This window comes from Rhizobium sp. S163 (assembly GCF_030380805.1).
In the GTDB taxonomy this organism is placed as follows: Bacteria; Pseudomonadota; Alphaproteobacteria; order Rhizobiales; family Rhizobiaceae; genus Rhizobium.
Map to the genome: position 1 here is coordinate 130,992 of NZ_JAUDSA010000035.1, position 15,291 is coordinate 146,282.

Consider the following 15,291-nt stretch of genomic DNA (forward strand, 5'->3'; position numbering starts at 1 on the left):
CGAGCTTTCGCTCTGTGTAGGCAGGACATCTTCTTGACCGAATTTTCGAACTCGATCTCTCGCCGCCGGTTCTGTGCCGGCCTTCTGGCCGCCGGGACAGGGGCCATGGTGCTCCCAGCTCCGGCAACGGCGGCTGAATCCCGGACGATATCCCATCGCGCCGGGGTAACGGAGATATCGGGACGTCCAAGTCGAGTAGTGGCGTTGGAGTTTTCATTCGTCCAGGCCCTGGACGCCCTCGACGTTGCGCCCGTGGGCATCAGTGACGACAACCAGCCTGGTCGGATCGAGCAACTGCTGGGTAAGAGGATTGCTTACGGCTCGGTTGGAACACGGCTCGAGCCAAACCTCGAACTTGTCAGCGCACTCGGCCCTGATTTGATTATAGCCGATGAAGTGCGCCACTCGGCGATTTATGCGCAGTTAAGCGCCATCGCCCCGACGATCGTTTTGAACAGTTGGGAAGGCGACTATCCGACGATCCGGGAGTCGGTGGTAGAAATTGCGGATGCTTTAGGCGACAGGTCAAGAGGAGAGCGTGCTCTAGCTGCGCATGACGCGGTAGTTTCAGCCCTGATCGCTAAAGTGCCGAAAGACGAGAGCCGCAGGTTTCTTTTGGCGGTGGCGACCACCGATTCAATGAGCCTTCATACGTCGTCGTCCTTCACAGGGTCGATATTCAAAGCAATGGGCCTGACGCCAGCTCTTCAGTCGTCGAGTGCCGTTGAAAGTGGGGCCAGCCTCGAAAGGTTGATTGCAGTAAATCCCGACGTTCTTCTCGTTGCGACAGATGATGGAGGCACGGTCTTCGATCAATGGAAAACAAACACCGCATTTGCGAATATATCTGCGGTCAAGAATGCGACCGTGTTCGAAGTGAACCGCAATCAGTTTGCGCGCTTCCGAGGCCTTAAAACCGCGGAGCTGATTGTCCGCGACGTCCTTTCAAAAGTCTATCATGCTGGATGACATCCATTGAGGTATGTGGATGTCCGGACCAGCACAGCCTTGAGGAGCCGTCTAATCGCGGTGGCGGCATTGCTCGGACTATTGTTGATAGTTCTAGCGGCCGCGATCTCGTTTGGTGTTGCCAACCTTCCCCTCTCGCGCGCCCTGGCGCTATTGCTTTTCCCCGATGGATCGCCGGACAGTTCACTCGTTTGGGAGGTAAGGTTGCCCCGCGCCGTACTCGGGGTTTTGGTTGGGGCTAATCTGGCTGTCGCGGGTGTGTTGATCCAGACTCTCACAAGAAACGGATTGGCATCCCCTCAGACATTTGGGATCAACGCGGGTGCTTCCTTGGCCATCGTGGCATGCCTGATCGCAATTCCCGGGATGCGCGGGTGGGGTACCGTTTGGCCGGCATTCGCCGGCGCCGCGGCGGTTGGTATCGCGATGTGGTCACTGTCGTTATCTCGGACAATGACCGATCTCAAGCTTGCCTTAGCTGGAATTACGATCCAGCTTGTCCTTTCCGCCTTGGTCCAGGCGATTTTGATCTCGAACAACGCTGCGCAGGATGTCGTCTATTGGCTCGCCGGCTCGATCAACGGAGCACAATGGTCGAAAGTCTTGATCGTTTTGCCGTTCAGTCTCATCGGTACTGGAATTGCGATTTTAGCCGCTCGACATTTTGGCGTGTTGGCGCTGGACGAGACAACAGGTACCTCGTTGGGGCAAAACTCCCGTCGCGTGGGCGGCCTCGCCGCTTGTCTGATCGTCATCCTGGCGGGATCGGCAGTATCAGTAAGCGGGCCGATAGGTTTTATAGGCCTGCTCGTGCCTCACATGGTTCGAAAGATCGCGGGAGGTGACCACCTGAACTTGGTCATTTTTAGCACTGTAGGCGGCGCGCTTCTTCTCAATGTTGCAGATATCTTAGGGCGAACCGCTGCGTTCCCGGCCGAAATTCCGGTGGGGATCGTGACGGCGCTCATAGGCGCGCCAGCGTTCCTTATTATTTTGTGGAAGGGCAGGAGGGCATGATCAGCGGCCTCTGCTCTTTTAGAGAATCGCGCGTACTTTGGGTATGCACAGGCGTCCTTGGACTTACCCTTGCCGTGGCCGTTCTGTCGATGACAGTTGGCGCTGTCACGCTCAGTGTCGCCGACGTGTTCAACGCATTCGGTGGGGGAAAGAACGAATTTATTGTCATGCAGTATAGGGGACCTCGGGTTGTGGTGGCGATGTTGGCTGGCGGGTCGCTCGCAGTGGCCGGCGTGTTTCTTCAGGGAGCGCTAAGAAACCCACTCGCATCCCCAGATGTCGTCGGAGTTACGAAATGGGCGGGCTTAGGTGCGTTCTTGGTGAGTGTCTCGACGCCACCTAGTTGGGCCGTATGGGCTATTCCGATCGGGGTCATCGTCGGTTCGCTGTCTGGTTGCTTGATGCTTTTTGCGATCGGCCGCCTCCTGGCCGGAGGAATAGCCGGATTTGCGTTGGCAGGAGTTGCGCTGGGCCTTTTTGCACATGCCTTGGTTCAGTACGTAATGGTCCTGTTTCCCAGTCGAGCGGACCAATCAATGGTATGGCTCGCAGGCAGTGTTTATGGCAGCACATCGTCCGACGTGATTGCGCTGTCGTGCTGGGTTATTGCTTGTCTGCCGCTCATATTCGTTGGCACTAAACACCTCGATGCAGGAGGTTTTTCCAATGAAACGCTGATCAGCATCGGGTTGTCGCCGACATTGCTGCGAGGGGGGCTTGTCGTCGTGTCGGTGCTATTGTGCGCGGGCAGCGTGGCGAGCGTGGGCAGCATCGGGTTTCTCGGACTACTCGCTCCGCATGCGGCGCGCTTGCTTGTAGGCTCTCGACCGGCGGCCTTGGTTACCACTAGCGCGCTGTTGGGAGCACTGATCCTGACGACTGCGGACCTGCTTGGCAGAATCGTTGCACTACCCAACGAGATACCTGCCGGGATCGTTGCCGCGGTCATCGGTGGACCCTATTTGATCTTTTTGCTTTTCCGAGAGGCCAAATCAGATTGACCCACGATAACGAACCGAGACTGTCTGGTCACAATCTCAAGCTTGGCTATGCTTCGAATGTTGTCCTCGAAGACATCGATATCGTCATTCCCGATGGCCGCATCACCGCGTTGGTCGGCGCGAACGGTAGCGGAAAATCGACGCTTCTCCGCACGCTGGGACGTGTAAGTCCTCCACTTTCGGGCACGGTCTGCCTCGACGGAAAGGCAATCGCAACATTGGCGGGTCGCGACGTCGCTCGAGCGTTGGCGCTCCTTCCGCAGAGCCCGGTCTCACCGGAAGGTCTTACGGTGCGTCAGCTTTGCCGCTTTGGCCGGCATCCGCATCGAGGCATTCTGTCCCGGCCGAGCTCGCGGGACGAAGACGTTGTCGCAAATTCTCTCGATGCGACTGGTCTGACCGCGCTGGCGGAGCGGCAACTGGACCAGCTTTCCGGCGGTCAACGGCAGAGGGCGTGGATTGCCATGGCGTTAGCTCAGGAAACGCCCATCCTTCTTCTCGACGAGCCGACGACCTATCTGGACATCGCCCATCAGTTTGAAGTGCTCGAGCTACTAAAGCGCCTCAATCGCGACCATGGCCGAACAGTAGTGATGGTCGTCCACGATCTCAACCATGCTGCAAAATATGCGGATAACGTCGTCGCTGTAAGCGGAGGCAAAATTCTTGCACACGGTAAGCCTGCAGAGGTTTTCACCCCTCGGCTGATCAAAGCGATATTCGGCATTGAAGCAATGGTCATTGAACATCCGATTGACGGCACTCCGTTGTGCCTCCCTTTTGTTGCGTGAGGTCGCCAGGCTTCGGCGGGAGTTTGGGTAAAGTTCGGGAGCTTGAAGGTGGACTTCGCCCACCAAAGATGGGACGATAGCCACATGTTTCACCTTGTCGACTTGGCAGCGTTTGCCCTCATCGCAGATCTGAAGAGCATTTCGAGCGCCGCTCGGTCGCTCAATATGCCGAAGTCCTCAGTAAGTCGCGCGTTGACGCGATTGGAGGCCACCATCGGGAGGGTTTTGATCGAGCGGTCTACCCGGCAACTTCGTCTGACTGAGGCTGGGGAGATGTTTCACAAACACGCGCTCAGAATTCTGGATGAGGTATCTGCGGCGGAGAAGGCAGTGGACGTGCTGCCGGCATGCCCCTTTATGTCCGCTGAGGCTCCGCGGGACCGGAGTGCGGACTGAGCTAATTAACAGCATCACATGTAGGGTTAGCCGCGTGCTTTTGTGGCAGCACGCGGCTCAATTGAATACCCCTTCCCGTAAGAGGGGTCGTTATGGGATCGCGATAATACTGCTACTTGCGCGGAGCAGGAGCGTTTTCAGCGAACGCAGGCAGGGTCTCCAGCCGGCTAAACACATCCGAGATGTTCGGCCACCGTCCTAGATCGAACCCGAGACGCTTCGCCCCTATCGCTTGCGGATATAGAAAGATGTCCGCGACAGTCGGAATGCTGTTGATCGCGAAGACGCTTCTTCGGTTCTGGTGTAGCAGTCGCTCCACCGCGTCGAGACCTACCCCAACCCAATGTCGGTTCCAAGCCGTTGTCGATTGGGAGTCGGCGTTGAACGCGTCGGTTAAATGCAAGGCCACGCGCGGCGTAAGGAGCGCGTGTATCTCAGATGCGATGGACAGAGCGATAGAACGAGCCAGCGCGCGCTCAACCGGTGCGGTTGGCAGAAGAGCCGGATCGGGTCTCAACTCATCGAGGTACTCGATGATAGCGAGGGACTGAGTGATCAACAAGCCGTCGTCAGTCTCTAGTGCTGGCACTAGTCCTAGCGGGTTGATGCGCCGATAGTCGCTCTTTCGACTTTCAGCCTCGAGCCCAAGAATGCCGATCTGTTGAGTTTCGACAGAGAGGCCCTTGAGTGCCAAAGCGATCCGGACACGTGACGCGGCCGATGATACCTCGTTGAGATACAGCTTCATCTGGGGGGCCTCGCGCTAGAACAACAGTTCGCTTGCGGCAGTGTAGCTATTGATTGCTTGTTTGCCCGGCTGAACCGCTGCCACGAGGCCATTCAGAGGGGAGGGCTCGTTCGAGGTGATGTCGTAGATACATGGCGCGGCGAGAACGGTAATGGCAAGCAGACAGATGATTGCGATTTTCATGGTTCACTCCTTGGGACGGGCCAGATGCCCGTCCGCTTCTAGTTTGAACGATACACGGCTAGCTCAGGCCAGGTTCAGTTCGACGTTGATGTTTCCGCGCGTCGCCTTCGAGTAGGGGCAGGTCTGATGCGCTTCCTCGACGAGAACGCGTGCGAGTTCGGGTTCAACGTCGGGCAGGCTCACTCGCAGCCGTGCCTGGAGAGCGTATCCGCCGTCGCTCTGACCGAGATCGACCTCCGCATCGACTGCAGTGCCAGCCGGGAGAGCAACTTTACGCTTCCCAGCTGCAATGCCGAGAGCGCCGATGAAGCAAGCGGACCAGCCGGCGGCGAAGAGTTGCTCCGGATTGGTGCCGGCGCGACCGCTTCCCGGAGGCGAAAGCTTAATGTCCAGGGCGCGATCGTCACTGAGCGCCGCGCCTTCACGGCCACCGGTCGTATGCGTCCGTCCAGTGTAAAGTACCTTGTCGATCTTAGTCATTGCGAACTCCTCATTCGAGCCGCAGTTGTGCGGCGTTGTTGACGAGAGAGTATTGAGTGACCGACGTATCAGGCATGTTTCCGGAAACATGCTATTTTGTAACGAACAGTAGCGAAGCGCCCGAGACGCTGCGGCCGAGGTCTCTAAAGCTATCGGGCTGGCAGGTGCACTTCCGCTACGAGACCGCCACCCTGACGGTTTGCCAGGCGCATCGTTCCACCGAGCGCGGTAGCAAGTTGCTGAGCGATTGCAAGCCCGAGCCCTGACCCGCCGGTATCTCTGTTGCGCGATTGCTCGAGCCTGAAGAATGGCTGAAGGACGGCCTCGATCTGGTCCTCTGGGATGCCCGGACCGCGGTCGCCTATCGAGATGACAATCCCATTGCTTTGGTCCCGGACTGCTCCAACTTCCGCACTGCCGCCGAACTTCAAGGCATTGTCGATGAAGTTCGTAAGAATGCGTCGAAGCGCGTGAGGTTTTGTGATCGTCGTACCGCTGGCCAGATCGGTGAACGTGACCGCTTTGCCCGTGTCCTGGTAATCGTAACAAATACTCTCGATAAACGAGGCAATGTCTATCCTTGTAGCCTTCTCACCGTTCCCGTGCGAACTCCTGGAGTATGCGATCCCGTCTTGAACGAGCTGCTCCAGCTCTGCCAGATCGTTTAACAGTTTCGCCTTTTCGGGACTGTCGTCGGAGAGGTCTGCTCTTAGTCGCATGCGAGTAATAGGCGTCTGGAGGTCATGTGATATTGCTGCGAGTATCTGAACTCGCTCCTCGAGATAATGGGCAATTCGCTCGCGCATTGCATTGAATGCCTTCGCAGCATGCGCCACCTCGGTTGGTCCCCGGTCGCTCAAGGCCGGCCCGCGTTTCATGGGGTCCAAGGCGTCCGCCGCTGCGGCCAGATCGGCTAGCGGACGGGAGGCTTGCCGAACCGCAAGCCACGCCAGTATTGCGATGAAGACCATCTGCAAGGAAAACACCCAAGGCAACCAAGCCGCCAGAGGCATGATCGCGCGGGGCGTTATGTCTATTGTCAGAGGAGTGCCGTCCGATAGTTTCAGATGAGCCTGTAATCTCTCCACGTTGCCGGGGATGGATTCCATCCGTATCGGGAACTTGTGATCTATTGCGGCCCCTATAGTGTCCGCAATCTCAGCACCCTTGACGCTCTTGTCCGGAATTCCAGGCTGACCGGAGCCAAGAACAAACCGATAGTTTCCACGGCTCAGCGGGTCGGTGAGGTCGGAGCGTTTGTCTGCAGGGAGACGGTCGAGAACTGCTATGGATGTGGCGACATCGGTTTCAAGAGTGCCGAGCATCACCGCCTTTGCGGACATATATCGTTCGACATAAAGCACACTGAATGACAAGCCGTAGGCGACCGCCAAGCCCAGCAGCAGAATGAGAAACATTCTGGACCGCAAACTGCTAGGCAACAGCATCCGCAGCGGTGAGGCGGTCATTCCGGTAATCCCGACTCGACTGGCACTGAGAAGACATAGCCTTCACTGCGGACCGTCTTTATGTAAATGGGTTCGCGCGCATCGTCACCGAGCCGTTGTCTAAGGCGACTTACCAGAAGATCAATCGACCGATCGAATATCTCCGCATCACGACCCTGTGTGAGGTTCAACAGCTGGTCGCGGTTCAGAACCCGCTGAGGATGGTCGATGAAGACCCTGAGCAGGCGGAACTCCGCGCCGCTGAGCACGATGGCTGTACCACTCTCATCGAGGAGATTGCGGGCGACCGTGTCCAGCCGCCATTCACCAAACCTCAATATCTGCCCTAGCTCCGATACCTGGAAATTCGGCGGTAACATCCGCGTTCGCCGCAGGACAGACTTGATGCGGGCGAGAAGCTCGCGTGCCGCGAATGGTTTGGCGAGGTAGTCGTCCGCGCCCATTTCCAATCCGAGAACACGGTCCATCTCGTCGCTGCGGGCGGTCAACATCAGGATAGGGGTAGCTTTGTGCTTGCCGGATCGCAGCTCGCGGCAGAGTATCAATCCGTCGTCGCCAGGCATCATGACGTCCAACACGATCAAGTCGACGACGTTCGATTCCAGAAAGGTGCGCATCTGGCGACCGTCACCAGCGACAGTAGCGCGGAGGCCGTTTTTCTTTAGATAGCCCGAGACCAATTCCCGGATCTCATTGTCGTCGTCGACGATGAGTATGTGATCGACATGCTCCATGGTTCTACCCCGTAACCTTTGCTGATGATCCTGCAACTTCCATGCTCAAGCCTGCCAACCCGCAAACGCGACGAGCGCCAACGACATAAGCCGATAACGCTGCATACCTCTTCACGGATTTGTTATTAGATGACGGCGATGTATCTCAGATGTGTCGCGCGCGACGCAAAATGAATGCGTTTGTAACATTCCGGCATCCAGATACAATTTGATACAAATGTCTAGACGCGTCCGGGCTCAAAAATTTGTATCCGTCTGCTGTGTGGGCGTTGGCTGCTACGTTGCGATACAGTTTGCAGCTGAACCCGACACATCCCGGATACGTCGTTACCCCCATCTAGTGTGAAATTGTTGCTCTCGGGCATCAGATCAACTGCATAAGGGAAACGACTATGACACTTCTCATCATTGCTTATCTCGGGGGTGTGCTGACAATCTTCAGCCCATGCATCCTTCCCATACTCCCGTTTGTCTTTTCCCGAGCAGGGCAGCCATTCGTCCGAAGCACGCTTCCAATGCTTCTGGGAATGGTGCTGATGTTCGGGGTTGTTGCATCGCTTGCGGCCGTAGGCGGAAGCTGGGCAATCCAGGCGAACGAATATGGTCGACTTGCAGCGCTGGTCATCCTCGCGCTTCTCGGCGTAAGTTTGCTTTCGACACGGGTCGCCAATGGTCTCACGAAGCCGGCCGTTGATTTCGGCAACAAGCTACTCAACACCACCGGCACCGCCCCAGCTACGGCATGGAGTTCTCTTGTACTTGGGCTCGCGACAGGATTGTTGTGGGCTCCGTGCGCGGGACCGATCCTTGGTCTCGTGCTGACCGGCGCTGCCCTCAAGGGAGCCAATATCCAGACGACTCTGCTTCTCGTAAGCTATGCGGCCGGTGCTGCCTCCTCTCTCGCTGTCGCTCTTTTGGTTAGCGGCAAGGTATTTCGAGCCATGAAGGGGTCGCTGGGGGTGAGCGAACGGATACGGCAGGCCTTGGGCGTAGCTGTTCTGGCAGGCGTTGTCACTATCGGATTGGGCCTGGATACCAGTATCCTGGCGCGGTTTTCCTACGCCAGCACCGGTGTCATTGAACAGGCTCTCCTGAACACGATCCACGGAACGCCCACCCAGACTGAACAGGCCTCAAACGGCGAAGCTGCGTCGGTTGTTGCGAATAAGGCCGTGCCCTTCAAGAGCGATCTGCCAAACGAGGGGCGCGCACCCTCTCTTGACGGTGCTGTCCAGTGGCTGAACTCCCCGCCACTCACCGCGGCGGATCTACGGGGCAAGGTTGTTCTTGTCGACTTCTGGACGTACTCATGCATCAATTGCATACGGACGGTTCCATACGTCCGTGCGTGGGCTGAGAAGTACAAGGATCAGGGTCTGGTCGTTGTCGGCGTCCATGCACCGGAATTCGCTTTTGAGAAGAATGTCGATAACGTTCGCAAGGCTGTAGCCGATTTCCAGATTGAATATCCAGTAGCTATCGACAACGATTTCTCTATCTGGCGATCGTTCAACAACAACTACTGGCCTGCCCACTACTTGATCGATGCCGCCGGCCAGAGCCGATACAGCCACTTTGGCGAGGGGAGCTACCGTCAGACCGAAAAGGCTATTCAGGATCTCCTACGAGAGGCGGGCCGGGCCGATGTGTCGAACGTATCGTCCAAGCCCAGTGCGAGCGGAGCCGAGGTCAGTGCCAACTTGGCGACCTTGCGTTCCGGCGAAACTTATGTCGGTTACAGCCAGGCATCCAATTTCGTGTCGCCCGGCGGTCTGCAGGCGGATGAGAGACATGACTACGCGCCAGGCAATCCCGGGCTTAACGAGTGGGGGCTTTCGGGCGCTTGGACTGTTGGGGGCGAGGCGGCGAGCCTGGACGAGGTGAACGGTGGCATTACCTACCGGTTCAGTGCCCGTGATCTGCATCTCGTGTTAGGGCCTGGCGCAGATGGTAAGCCAGTCCGATTTCGGGTGACGGTCGATGGTGAGCCTCCTGGAGCCGACCACGGCACAGATATCGATGCTGAAGGCAACGGAGTTGTGACCGAGACAAAGTTGTATCAGCTCGTGAGACAGATGGGTGATGTCGCGCCGAGAACCTTTGAGATTAAGTTCCTCGACACCGGCGTCCAGGCATACGCTTTCACCTTTGGCTGACCAACCAACTAATGGCCTAACAAAGCTGCCGAGCAGCGCTCATGCCGCGACCTCAATATGATCTCGGCCCGAGTTAAAGCCGATTTCGAAGGTGGCGTCGATCGCGGAGACAATCATCGTCTCCGCGATATCGCGTTGGTCCTCGTTCGTGCTAAGAACCGCAACTATCGAGCTTGCAGCCGCCGCGCGAGTATATATCTCGACCTTGGCGCACGGCGCAAATTCACTGGCGCACTCAACTCCACGCACCACATCAACAGGCGGCTCGCCATCTAGCGTGTGCTTCGCATCCGACACTATGAGTTCGAAAATTGGAATGCCGTCCAATCTTTCCTTGATGTCATTCACTTGAAACGGACGCGTCAAAAACTCGATCTTTACCATTCAACTGGTCCACCCGCTGGTTTCGATTGCGAGCACCATCTTCATGAAGCGATGTGACCGGAATGTTTGGCCGGTTCAAAATGTGACTTCAGATGTAGCGTATGGCAATTCTGTCGACCAGGCTCCGCTCTGTTTCAGATGTAACCTGATTTCTGGGCAAAGTTTGTCGTGCTAAAAACCGCGAAATGGATAGCATTTGAGCCGCCTCAGTTGCCCGCATGGCACCACCGTTTGGCCTCTCTCAAAGCAGAGAGATGCTGTTAAGTTATTGTTTGTACTGAGGAAAGGTCGCCAATTTTTAGAGTTGACGCATCGAAGCGGTCTCGTGCCGCATCCGGATGCAATGTTTGCTATGTGCTAGCTGGCACTGATTTACGGGCTGAGTAGCTAAGAACTACCCCTCTATTCGTCTGGACACGCTCACGTGTTTTCGAGCTAATCCATCATCCTCAAAATCCCAACTCCTTGCCGTGAGAAGATTCGCATGTTGGCTAGAACAATGACCGTTCGGGAACAGAACGCGACCCGGATGGCTTTTTTCGTCCCCGGGTTTTGCATGGGGGCCTGGGCTCCACTGATCCCATACGTGAAGCTGCGGCTCGGCATCGACGACTGGGCGCTGGGGGCGTTGTTGCTCTGTCTGGGATTGGGCTCGATGTTTACTATGCCGTTCGCAGGAGTGTTGGCACATCGCTTCGGCTGCCGCCGCGTGATGCTTATCTCAGGTCTGGTGGTCTGTGTGGCGCTCTCGATCCTCCCCATTGCCCCGACTGTCGCGTACACGGCCGCAACACTTCTGGTTTTCGGAGCAGCTATCGGCGCAGCTGACTGCGTGGCAAACGTTCAGGCAGTAATTGTAGAGCGTGACAGTGGGAAAGCTATGATGTCGGGGTTCCACGGCTGCTTCAGCGCTGGTGGTCTTATAGGAGCCGCTGGCGTTGCGTTACTGCTCTCCATCGGTTTCTCTGTCAGCACTGCCACATGGGCCGCAGTTGCACTTGCATTGACCGTCACCGCCGCTGCCGTCCCGTATTGCCTGACATATGGTGGCGAAGCCGGACAGGCGTTCGCGATGCCGCGGTTGGCCATTTTGCTCATTGGTATTTTCGCGTTGATTGCTGCGCTGACTGAAGGCGCGGTCCTCGATTGGAGCGCGGTCTTCCTTTCAGGTTCCAAGGCGATGGCAGTCGAGCACGCTGGTGCAGGATACGTGGTCTTCGCACTGATAATGACCTTCGGTCGACTTTTCGGCGACATCGTTGTCAACAAGCTTGGCTCACGCACGGTCGTTGCACTTGGAGCAGTACTTTCCTCTGCCGGTCTTTTGATTTCCGTCGTGGCTCCCACCTGGCATTTGTCGCTTTTGGGCTTTGCCTTGGTAGGCGCGGGTGTCTCTAATCTGTTCCCGGTGTTGGTTTCCATGTGCGCTCGGCAAAAAGTCGTTCCCGAGAATGTCGCCGTCCCAGCTGTTTTGACTCTTGGCTATGCGGGCATTCTGATGGGACCGGCCATAATCGGCTTCCTTGCAAACTTTATCGCTTTGTCTGGCACCTTCGTCCTTCTGAGTCTGCTTTTGCTCTGTATCACCGCTTTGGCGAAGAAAATTTGAGAGCTGTCGTCGCGAGAACAGTCCCACCCGACGACGTAACCTGAATTGGGACACCCAAGGAAATCGGAATGAGAAAACAAGCAATTTTGGCGCTGGCTCTGGCCACCACCATGGGCCACTACGCATCGGCTTCGAGCGATGGCGCGTGGAACGCCCTATTTGCAAAAGTGAATGGAACCTGCATTGGCCAATCCGGATTCGACACACCTGAAGCTTCTGCCCCGGTCGTCTTTGACGACGCAACGGGAAAGATCGCGGTGCTACTACGCGGCTCTGTTGGCCGTGGTAAGGCGAAGACGATGAGCAGCGTTATATGTCTCTACGACAAAAAGACGGGTCGTGCCTCCATCGCCGAATACCGTTGGCTCGGCAGATAATTAGATTCTGAATTGCTTGAGCTGAGCCTGCGCCAAATTGTCGGCGCAGGCTTCTTTGCAGGGGTAGGTTACTCGGCCGCATCCGTGGCCGGATTGGGCGCGCCTTTTGCCCTGTGAATGCGTTCGACCGCTTGTGCAATCCCTGCGCCGTATGCCGGGTCGGCTTTTGTGCAATTGTCGATATGCCGTTGAATTGTCCGGTCGGACGCACCGTAGATCGCGCGGGCGGTGTTCTCGAACAGAACCAGCTGTTGGGCTTCAGTCATCAGTCGAAACAGATCGCCAGGTTGCGAGAAATAATCGTCGTCGACCCTGTGGTCCCAACGCGCAGCAGCTCCGTCGACTTTCAGCGGGGGTTCCGAGAAATCTGGTTGAGCAGACCATTCGCCATAGCTGTTCGGCTCATAGGACAAAGTACGTCCGCCATTGCCGTCGATCCTCATCCCGCCATCGCGGTGATAGCTATGAAACGGGCACTTTGGAGCATTCACGGGGATCTGTGAGTAATTTACGCCGAGGCGGTGACGCTGAGTGTCGCCGTATGAGAAAAGCCTGCCTTGAAGCAAGCGGTCTGGCGAAAAGCCGATCCCAGGAACGATCGAGCTCGGAGCGAACGCTGCCTGCTCGATCTCCGCAAAGAAGTTTTCCGGATTGCGGTTCAGCTCCATTACGCCGACTTCAATGAGGGGGAAGTCCTTCTTTGGCCAGACCTTTGTGATGTCGAACGGGTTCAAGTGGTACGAGTTAGCCTCGTCTTCGGTCATGATCTGCACGAAAAGCGTCCAGCGCGGGAAGTTTCCCGCCTCGATGTTGTCGAAGAGATCGCGTTGGCTGCTCTCTCGGTCACGACCGATGAGATCGGTTGCCTCCTGGTCAGTGAGGTTTTCGATGCCTTGCTGGGTCCGAAAGTGAAACTTGACCCAGTGGCGCTCATTCTGTGCGTTGATGAAGCTGTATGTGTGGCTACCAAAGCCATGCATATGACGCCAGCTTTTGGGAATGCCGCGATCACTCATCACGATCGTGATCTGGTGAAGCGCTTCAGGGAGGTTGGTCCAGTAATCCCAATTGTTTTCAGCGCTTCTCATGCCGGTGCGTGGATCACGTTTTACGGCGTGGTTAAGATCGGGGAACTTTAAGGGGTCGCGGATGAAAAAGATCGGTGTGTTGTTCCCGACGAGGTCCCAGTTGCCCTCCTCGGTATAAAACTTCATCGCGAAGCCACGGATATCACGCTCGGCATCGGCGGCACCGCGTTCGCCGGCAACTGTCGAGAAGCGGACCATCATCTCCGTCTTTTTGCCGACCTCAGAAAATATCTTGGCGCGTGTGAACCGGGTGATGTCATGTGTGACGGTAAATGACCCGAATGCGCCAGCACCCTTGGCATGCATTCGACGCTCGGGAATGACCTCACGATCGAAATGCGCCATCTTTTCGAGAAACCAGACATCTTGCAACAGCGCGGGACCGCGTGGACCAGCCGTAATAGTGTTGTTGTCGTCGGGAACAGGTGCACCGAAGGAGGTGGTGAGTTTGCTCATAGTTGCCATCCGTTAGCGGGGTGAAACGGCCAAAAAAACCGACCGCCAGAACCTGCGCGGCAGATGTATAATAAGTCAATAAATACAATAACTTGAAGAGGGTAAAATGTATTGTATTGTAGCTCTGCGGTTTGGGCCTCTCTGGATGCAAGCTTCTGAAATTTGGAAACTTTTCACAATCTGCCCAGTAACCTGAAGTTCAATGAAAAGCGTTGTAACCAGTCCTTTGTACTGATTTGCGTATTGTATCGACTCTGACAAACTCGTTCGTGCAGACGAATTGCTGTGTGACCCTCATCGCCCTCGGACGACCTTCGTCGACGGAAAGGCCAGCCGCCTAATATAGTTGATGCGAGCGTCGCCTTTTGATCCGGGCGTTGACGCATGTCGCGTCAACGCAAATTGATGCTGTCACTTGCAACATCTTCGAGGTCCGTTTCTAGTTGAGGGGTGACGGCTCGCATCGGTCAGCTCCGCCCGGCGGCAGCCTTTCGCTCAAGGCAGAACGTAACCACCAGCCTTGTACAATTTGTACCATTGCTCCCGAGTCAACTTGATGTCCGCGCCAGCGACCCCGTCTGCCAGGCGCACGGGATTGGTCGTGCCGAGCACAACCTGCATATTGGCTGGATGTCTTGTGATCCATGCAACGGCGATAGCCGAAGGCGTCACGCCATACTCGGCGGCGATCTCGTCCAATGCCGTGTTCAACGCGCCGTAGCTCTGTAGATTGCCTAGAAAAATCCCACCCGTTAGCGCGCCCTGGAAGGGCGACCATGCTTGAAGGGTAATCGAGTTCAACCGGCTATAGGTGACAACCTCACCATCGCGATCAACCGATTGTTCGAGGTTCGCCATGTTCGCAGAGAGGCCGGAAGCGATCGATGGTGCATGGGCGACACTAAGCTGGATTTGATTGGCGACGAGCGGCTGGTTGACTGCGATTTTCAAAAGCTCAATTTGGCCAGGGGTGTGATTGGAAACCCCGAACTTTCTGACTTTGCCTTCTGCTGAAAGCTGATCGAACGCCGTCGCGACTTCTTCGGGTTCGACCAGTGCGTCCGGTCTATGTAACAGGAGAACGTCTAGATAATCCGTTTTCAGCGCTCTCAACGAGCCGTTCACGGAATCCAAAATGTGTTCTTTAGAAAAGTCGAAAAACCCATTCCTGATACCGACCTTGCTCTGCAACACGACTTCACTGCGATCTTGCGCAGTCAATTGGACCGCTTCGCCAAACAGAGTCTCGCATCGGTGCGGCGATCCACCGTAGATGTCCGCATGATCGAAATAGTCGATCCCTAATGCTCTAGCTGAATCAAATAGTTCACGAATGGATGGCGAATCCATTTGCGATATCCTCATCATTCCGAGAATGATACGTGATACACGGACATCCGAGCTTCCAAGCGTGATCTTTTGCATTTGACCTC

At 56.2% G+C, this 15,291-nt stretch carries 16 protein-coding genes; 8 read left to right on the plus strand and 8 right to left on the minus strand.

The genetic code is table 11. The features are described from left to right. Positions 1 to 33 precede the first annotated feature (33 nt). The 5 genes from QTL96_RS24795 (at position 34) to QTL96_RS31310 (ending at position 4,174) form a co-directional block, all read left to right on the plus strand. Complete coding sequence (locus QTL96_RS24795; protein ID WP_289729575.1) at positions 34 to 969, plus strand: ABC transporter substrate-binding protein; 936 nt, start codon at positions 34 to 36, stop codon at positions 967 to 969. A gap of 60 nt (positions 970 to 1,029) precedes the next feature. After that, on the plus strand, positions 1,030 to 1,986 hold the full coding sequence (locus QTL96_RS24800; protein ID WP_289729576.1) for an iron ABC transporter permease: 957 nt from the start codon (positions 1,030 to 1,032) through the stop codon (positions 1,984 to 1,986). Then, the gene (locus tag QTL96_RS24805; protein WP_289729577.1) at positions 1,983 to 2,987 is read left to right on the plus strand and encodes an iron ABC transporter permease; all 1,005 of its coding nucleotides are present in this window, start codon (positions 1,983 to 1,985) and stop codon (positions 2,985 to 2,987) included. The genes QTL96_RS24800 and QTL96_RS24805 overlap by 4 nt, the downstream gene beginning before the upstream one ends. Next, the gene (locus QTL96_RS24810) at positions 2,984 to 3,778 is read left to right on the plus strand and encodes an ABC transporter ATP-binding protein (protein WP_289729578.1); all 795 of its coding nucleotides are present in this window, start codon (positions 2,984 to 2,986) and stop codon (positions 3,776 to 3,778) included. The genes QTL96_RS24805 and QTL96_RS24810 overlap by 4 nt, the downstream gene beginning before the upstream one ends. 84 nt (positions 3,779 to 3,862) lie before the next feature. Next, on the plus strand, positions 3,863 to 4,174 hold the full coding sequence (locus QTL96_RS31310) for a LysR family transcriptional regulator (protein ID WP_081619839.1): 312 nt from the start codon (positions 3,863 to 3,865) through the stop codon (positions 4,172 to 4,174). Between the two features lie 112 nt (positions 4,175 to 4,286). Here QTL96_RS31310 and maiA read toward each other — a convergent pair whose 3' ends face one another. From maiA to QTL96_RS24835, 5 genes are all read right to left on the minus strand, one after another. Continuing rightward, entirely contained in the window at positions 4,287 to 4,922 is a 636-nt protein-coding gene (gene maiA / locus QTL96_RS24815; RefSeq protein ID WP_289729579.1) for a maleylacetoacetate isomerase, read from the minus strand. A 15-nt stretch (positions 4,923 to 4,937) separates the two neighbouring features. Next, positions 4,938 to 5,105, minus strand: a complete 168-nt coding sequence (locus QTL96_RS24820; protein WP_018896445.1) for a hypothetical protein — start codon at positions 5,103 to 5,105, stop codon at positions 4,938 to 4,940. Between the two features lie 63 nt (positions 5,106 to 5,168). Beyond that, positions 5,169 to 5,585, minus strand: coding sequence for an organic hydroperoxide resistance protein (locus QTL96_RS24825; RefSeq protein ID WP_018896444.1), 417 nt, complete (start codon positions 5,583 to 5,585; stop codon positions 5,169 to 5,171). A gap of 149 nt (positions 5,586 to 5,734) precedes the next feature. Continuing rightward, a complete protein-coding gene (locus QTL96_RS24830) occupies positions 5,735 to 7,054 on the minus strand; it encodes a HAMP domain-containing sensor histidine kinase (protein WP_289729580.1) in 1,320 nt (439 codons plus the stop codon). Next, complete coding sequence (locus tag QTL96_RS24835) at positions 7,051 to 7,788, minus strand: response regulator (protein ID WP_018896442.1); 738 nt, start codon at positions 7,786 to 7,788, stop codon at positions 7,051 to 7,053. The genes QTL96_RS24830 and QTL96_RS24835 overlap by 4 nt, the downstream gene beginning before the upstream one ends. 392 nt (positions 7,789 to 8,180) lie before the next feature. Between QTL96_RS24835 and QTL96_RS24840 the strand changes: the two genes are divergently transcribed. Beyond that, complete coding sequence (locus QTL96_RS24840) at positions 8,181 to 9,944, plus strand: cytochrome c biogenesis protein DipZ (protein ID WP_289729581.1); 1,764 nt, start codon at positions 8,181 to 8,183, stop codon at positions 9,942 to 9,944. Positions 9,945 to 9,983: 39 nt separating this feature from the next. On the opposite strand, the gene QTL96_RS24845 is transcribed toward QTL96_RS24840, so the two are convergent. Continuing rightward, entirely contained in the window at positions 9,984 to 10,328 is a 345-nt protein-coding gene (locus QTL96_RS24845; protein ID WP_289729582.1) for a hypothetical protein, read from the minus strand. Positions 10,329 to 10,827: 499 nt separating this feature from the next. Between QTL96_RS24845 and QTL96_RS24850 the strand changes: the two genes are divergently transcribed. Beyond that, positions 10,828 to 11,937 carry an MFS transporter gene (locus QTL96_RS24850; RefSeq protein WP_289729583.1) on the plus strand — a complete coding sequence of 370 codons (1,110 nt, stop codon included), beginning with the start codon at positions 10,828 to 10,830 and terminating at the stop codon, positions 11,935 to 11,937. Between the two features lie 68 nt (positions 11,938 to 12,005). Continuing rightward, positions 12,006 to 12,314, plus strand: coding sequence for a hypothetical protein (locus QTL96_RS24855; RefSeq protein WP_289729584.1), 309 nt, complete (start codon positions 12,006 to 12,008; stop codon positions 12,312 to 12,314). 68 nt (positions 12,315 to 12,382) lie between these two features. On the opposite strand, the gene QTL96_RS24860 is transcribed toward QTL96_RS24855, so the two are convergent. After that, complete coding sequence (locus tag QTL96_RS24860) at positions 12,383 to 13,858, minus strand: catalase (protein ID WP_289729585.1); 1,476 nt, start codon at positions 13,856 to 13,858, stop codon at positions 12,383 to 12,385. 495 nt (positions 13,859 to 14,353) lie between these two features. Next, positions 14,354 to 15,283: an aldo/keto reductase gene (locus QTL96_RS24865; RefSeq protein WP_289729586.1), complete on the minus strand. Its 930-nt coding sequence runs from the start codon at positions 15,281 to 15,283 to the stop codon at positions 14,354 to 14,356. Positions 15,284 to 15,291 lie beyond the last annotated feature (8 nt).

Excerpts from the sequence above, each read along its gene's own strand:
- QTL96_RS24840 (WP_289729581.1), top strand. The coding sequence starts at position 8,181 with ATGACACTTCTCATCATTGCTTATCTCGGGGGTGTGCTGACAATCTTC.
- QTL96_RS24855 (WP_289729584.1), top strand. The coding sequence starts at position 12,006 with ATGAGAAAACAAGCAATTTTGGCGCTGGCTCTGGCCACCACCATGGGC.
- QTL96_RS24845 (WP_289729582.1), bottom strand. The coding sequence starts at position 10,328 with ATGGTAAAGATCGAGTTTTTGACGCGTCCGTTTCAAGTGAATGACATC.
- QTL96_RS24850 (WP_289729583.1), top strand. The coding sequence starts at position 10,828 with ATGACCGTTCGGGAACAGAACGCGACCCGGATGGCTTTTTTCGTCCCC.
- QTL96_RS31310 (WP_081619839.1), top strand. The coding sequence starts at position 3,863 with ATGTTTCACCTTGTCGACTTGGCAGCGTTTGCCCTCATCGCAGATCTG.
- QTL96_RS24865 (WP_289729586.1), bottom strand. The coding sequence starts at position 15,283 with ATGCAAAAGATCACGCTTGGAAGCTCGGATGTCCGTGTATCACGTATC.
- QTL96_RS24825 (WP_018896444.1), bottom strand. The coding sequence starts at position 5,585 with ATGACTAAGATCGACAAGGTACTTTACACTGGACGGACGCATACGACC.
- QTL96_RS24860 (WP_289729585.1), bottom strand. The coding sequence starts at position 13,858 with ATGAGCAAACTCACCACCTCCTTCGGTGCACCTGTTCCCGACGACAAC.
- QTL96_RS24820 (WP_018896445.1), bottom strand. The coding sequence starts at position 5,105 with ATGAAAATCGCAATCATCTGTCTGCTTGCCATTACCGTTCTCGCCGCG.
- QTL96_RS24830 (WP_289729580.1), bottom strand. The coding sequence starts at position 7,054 with ATGACCGCCTCACCGCTGCGGATGCTGTTGCCTAGCAGTTTGCGGTCC.
- QTL96_RS24805 (WP_289729577.1), top strand. The coding sequence starts at position 1,983 with ATGATCAGCGGCCTCTGCTCTTTTAGAGAATCGCGCGTACTTTGGGTA.
- QTL96_RS24835 (WP_018896442.1), bottom strand. The coding sequence starts at position 7,788 with ATGGAGCATGTCGATCACATACTCATCGTCGACGACGACAATGAGATC.
- maiA (WP_289729579.1), bottom strand. The coding sequence starts at position 4,922 with ATGAAGCTGTATCTCAACGAGGTATCATCGGCCGCGTCACGTGTCCGG.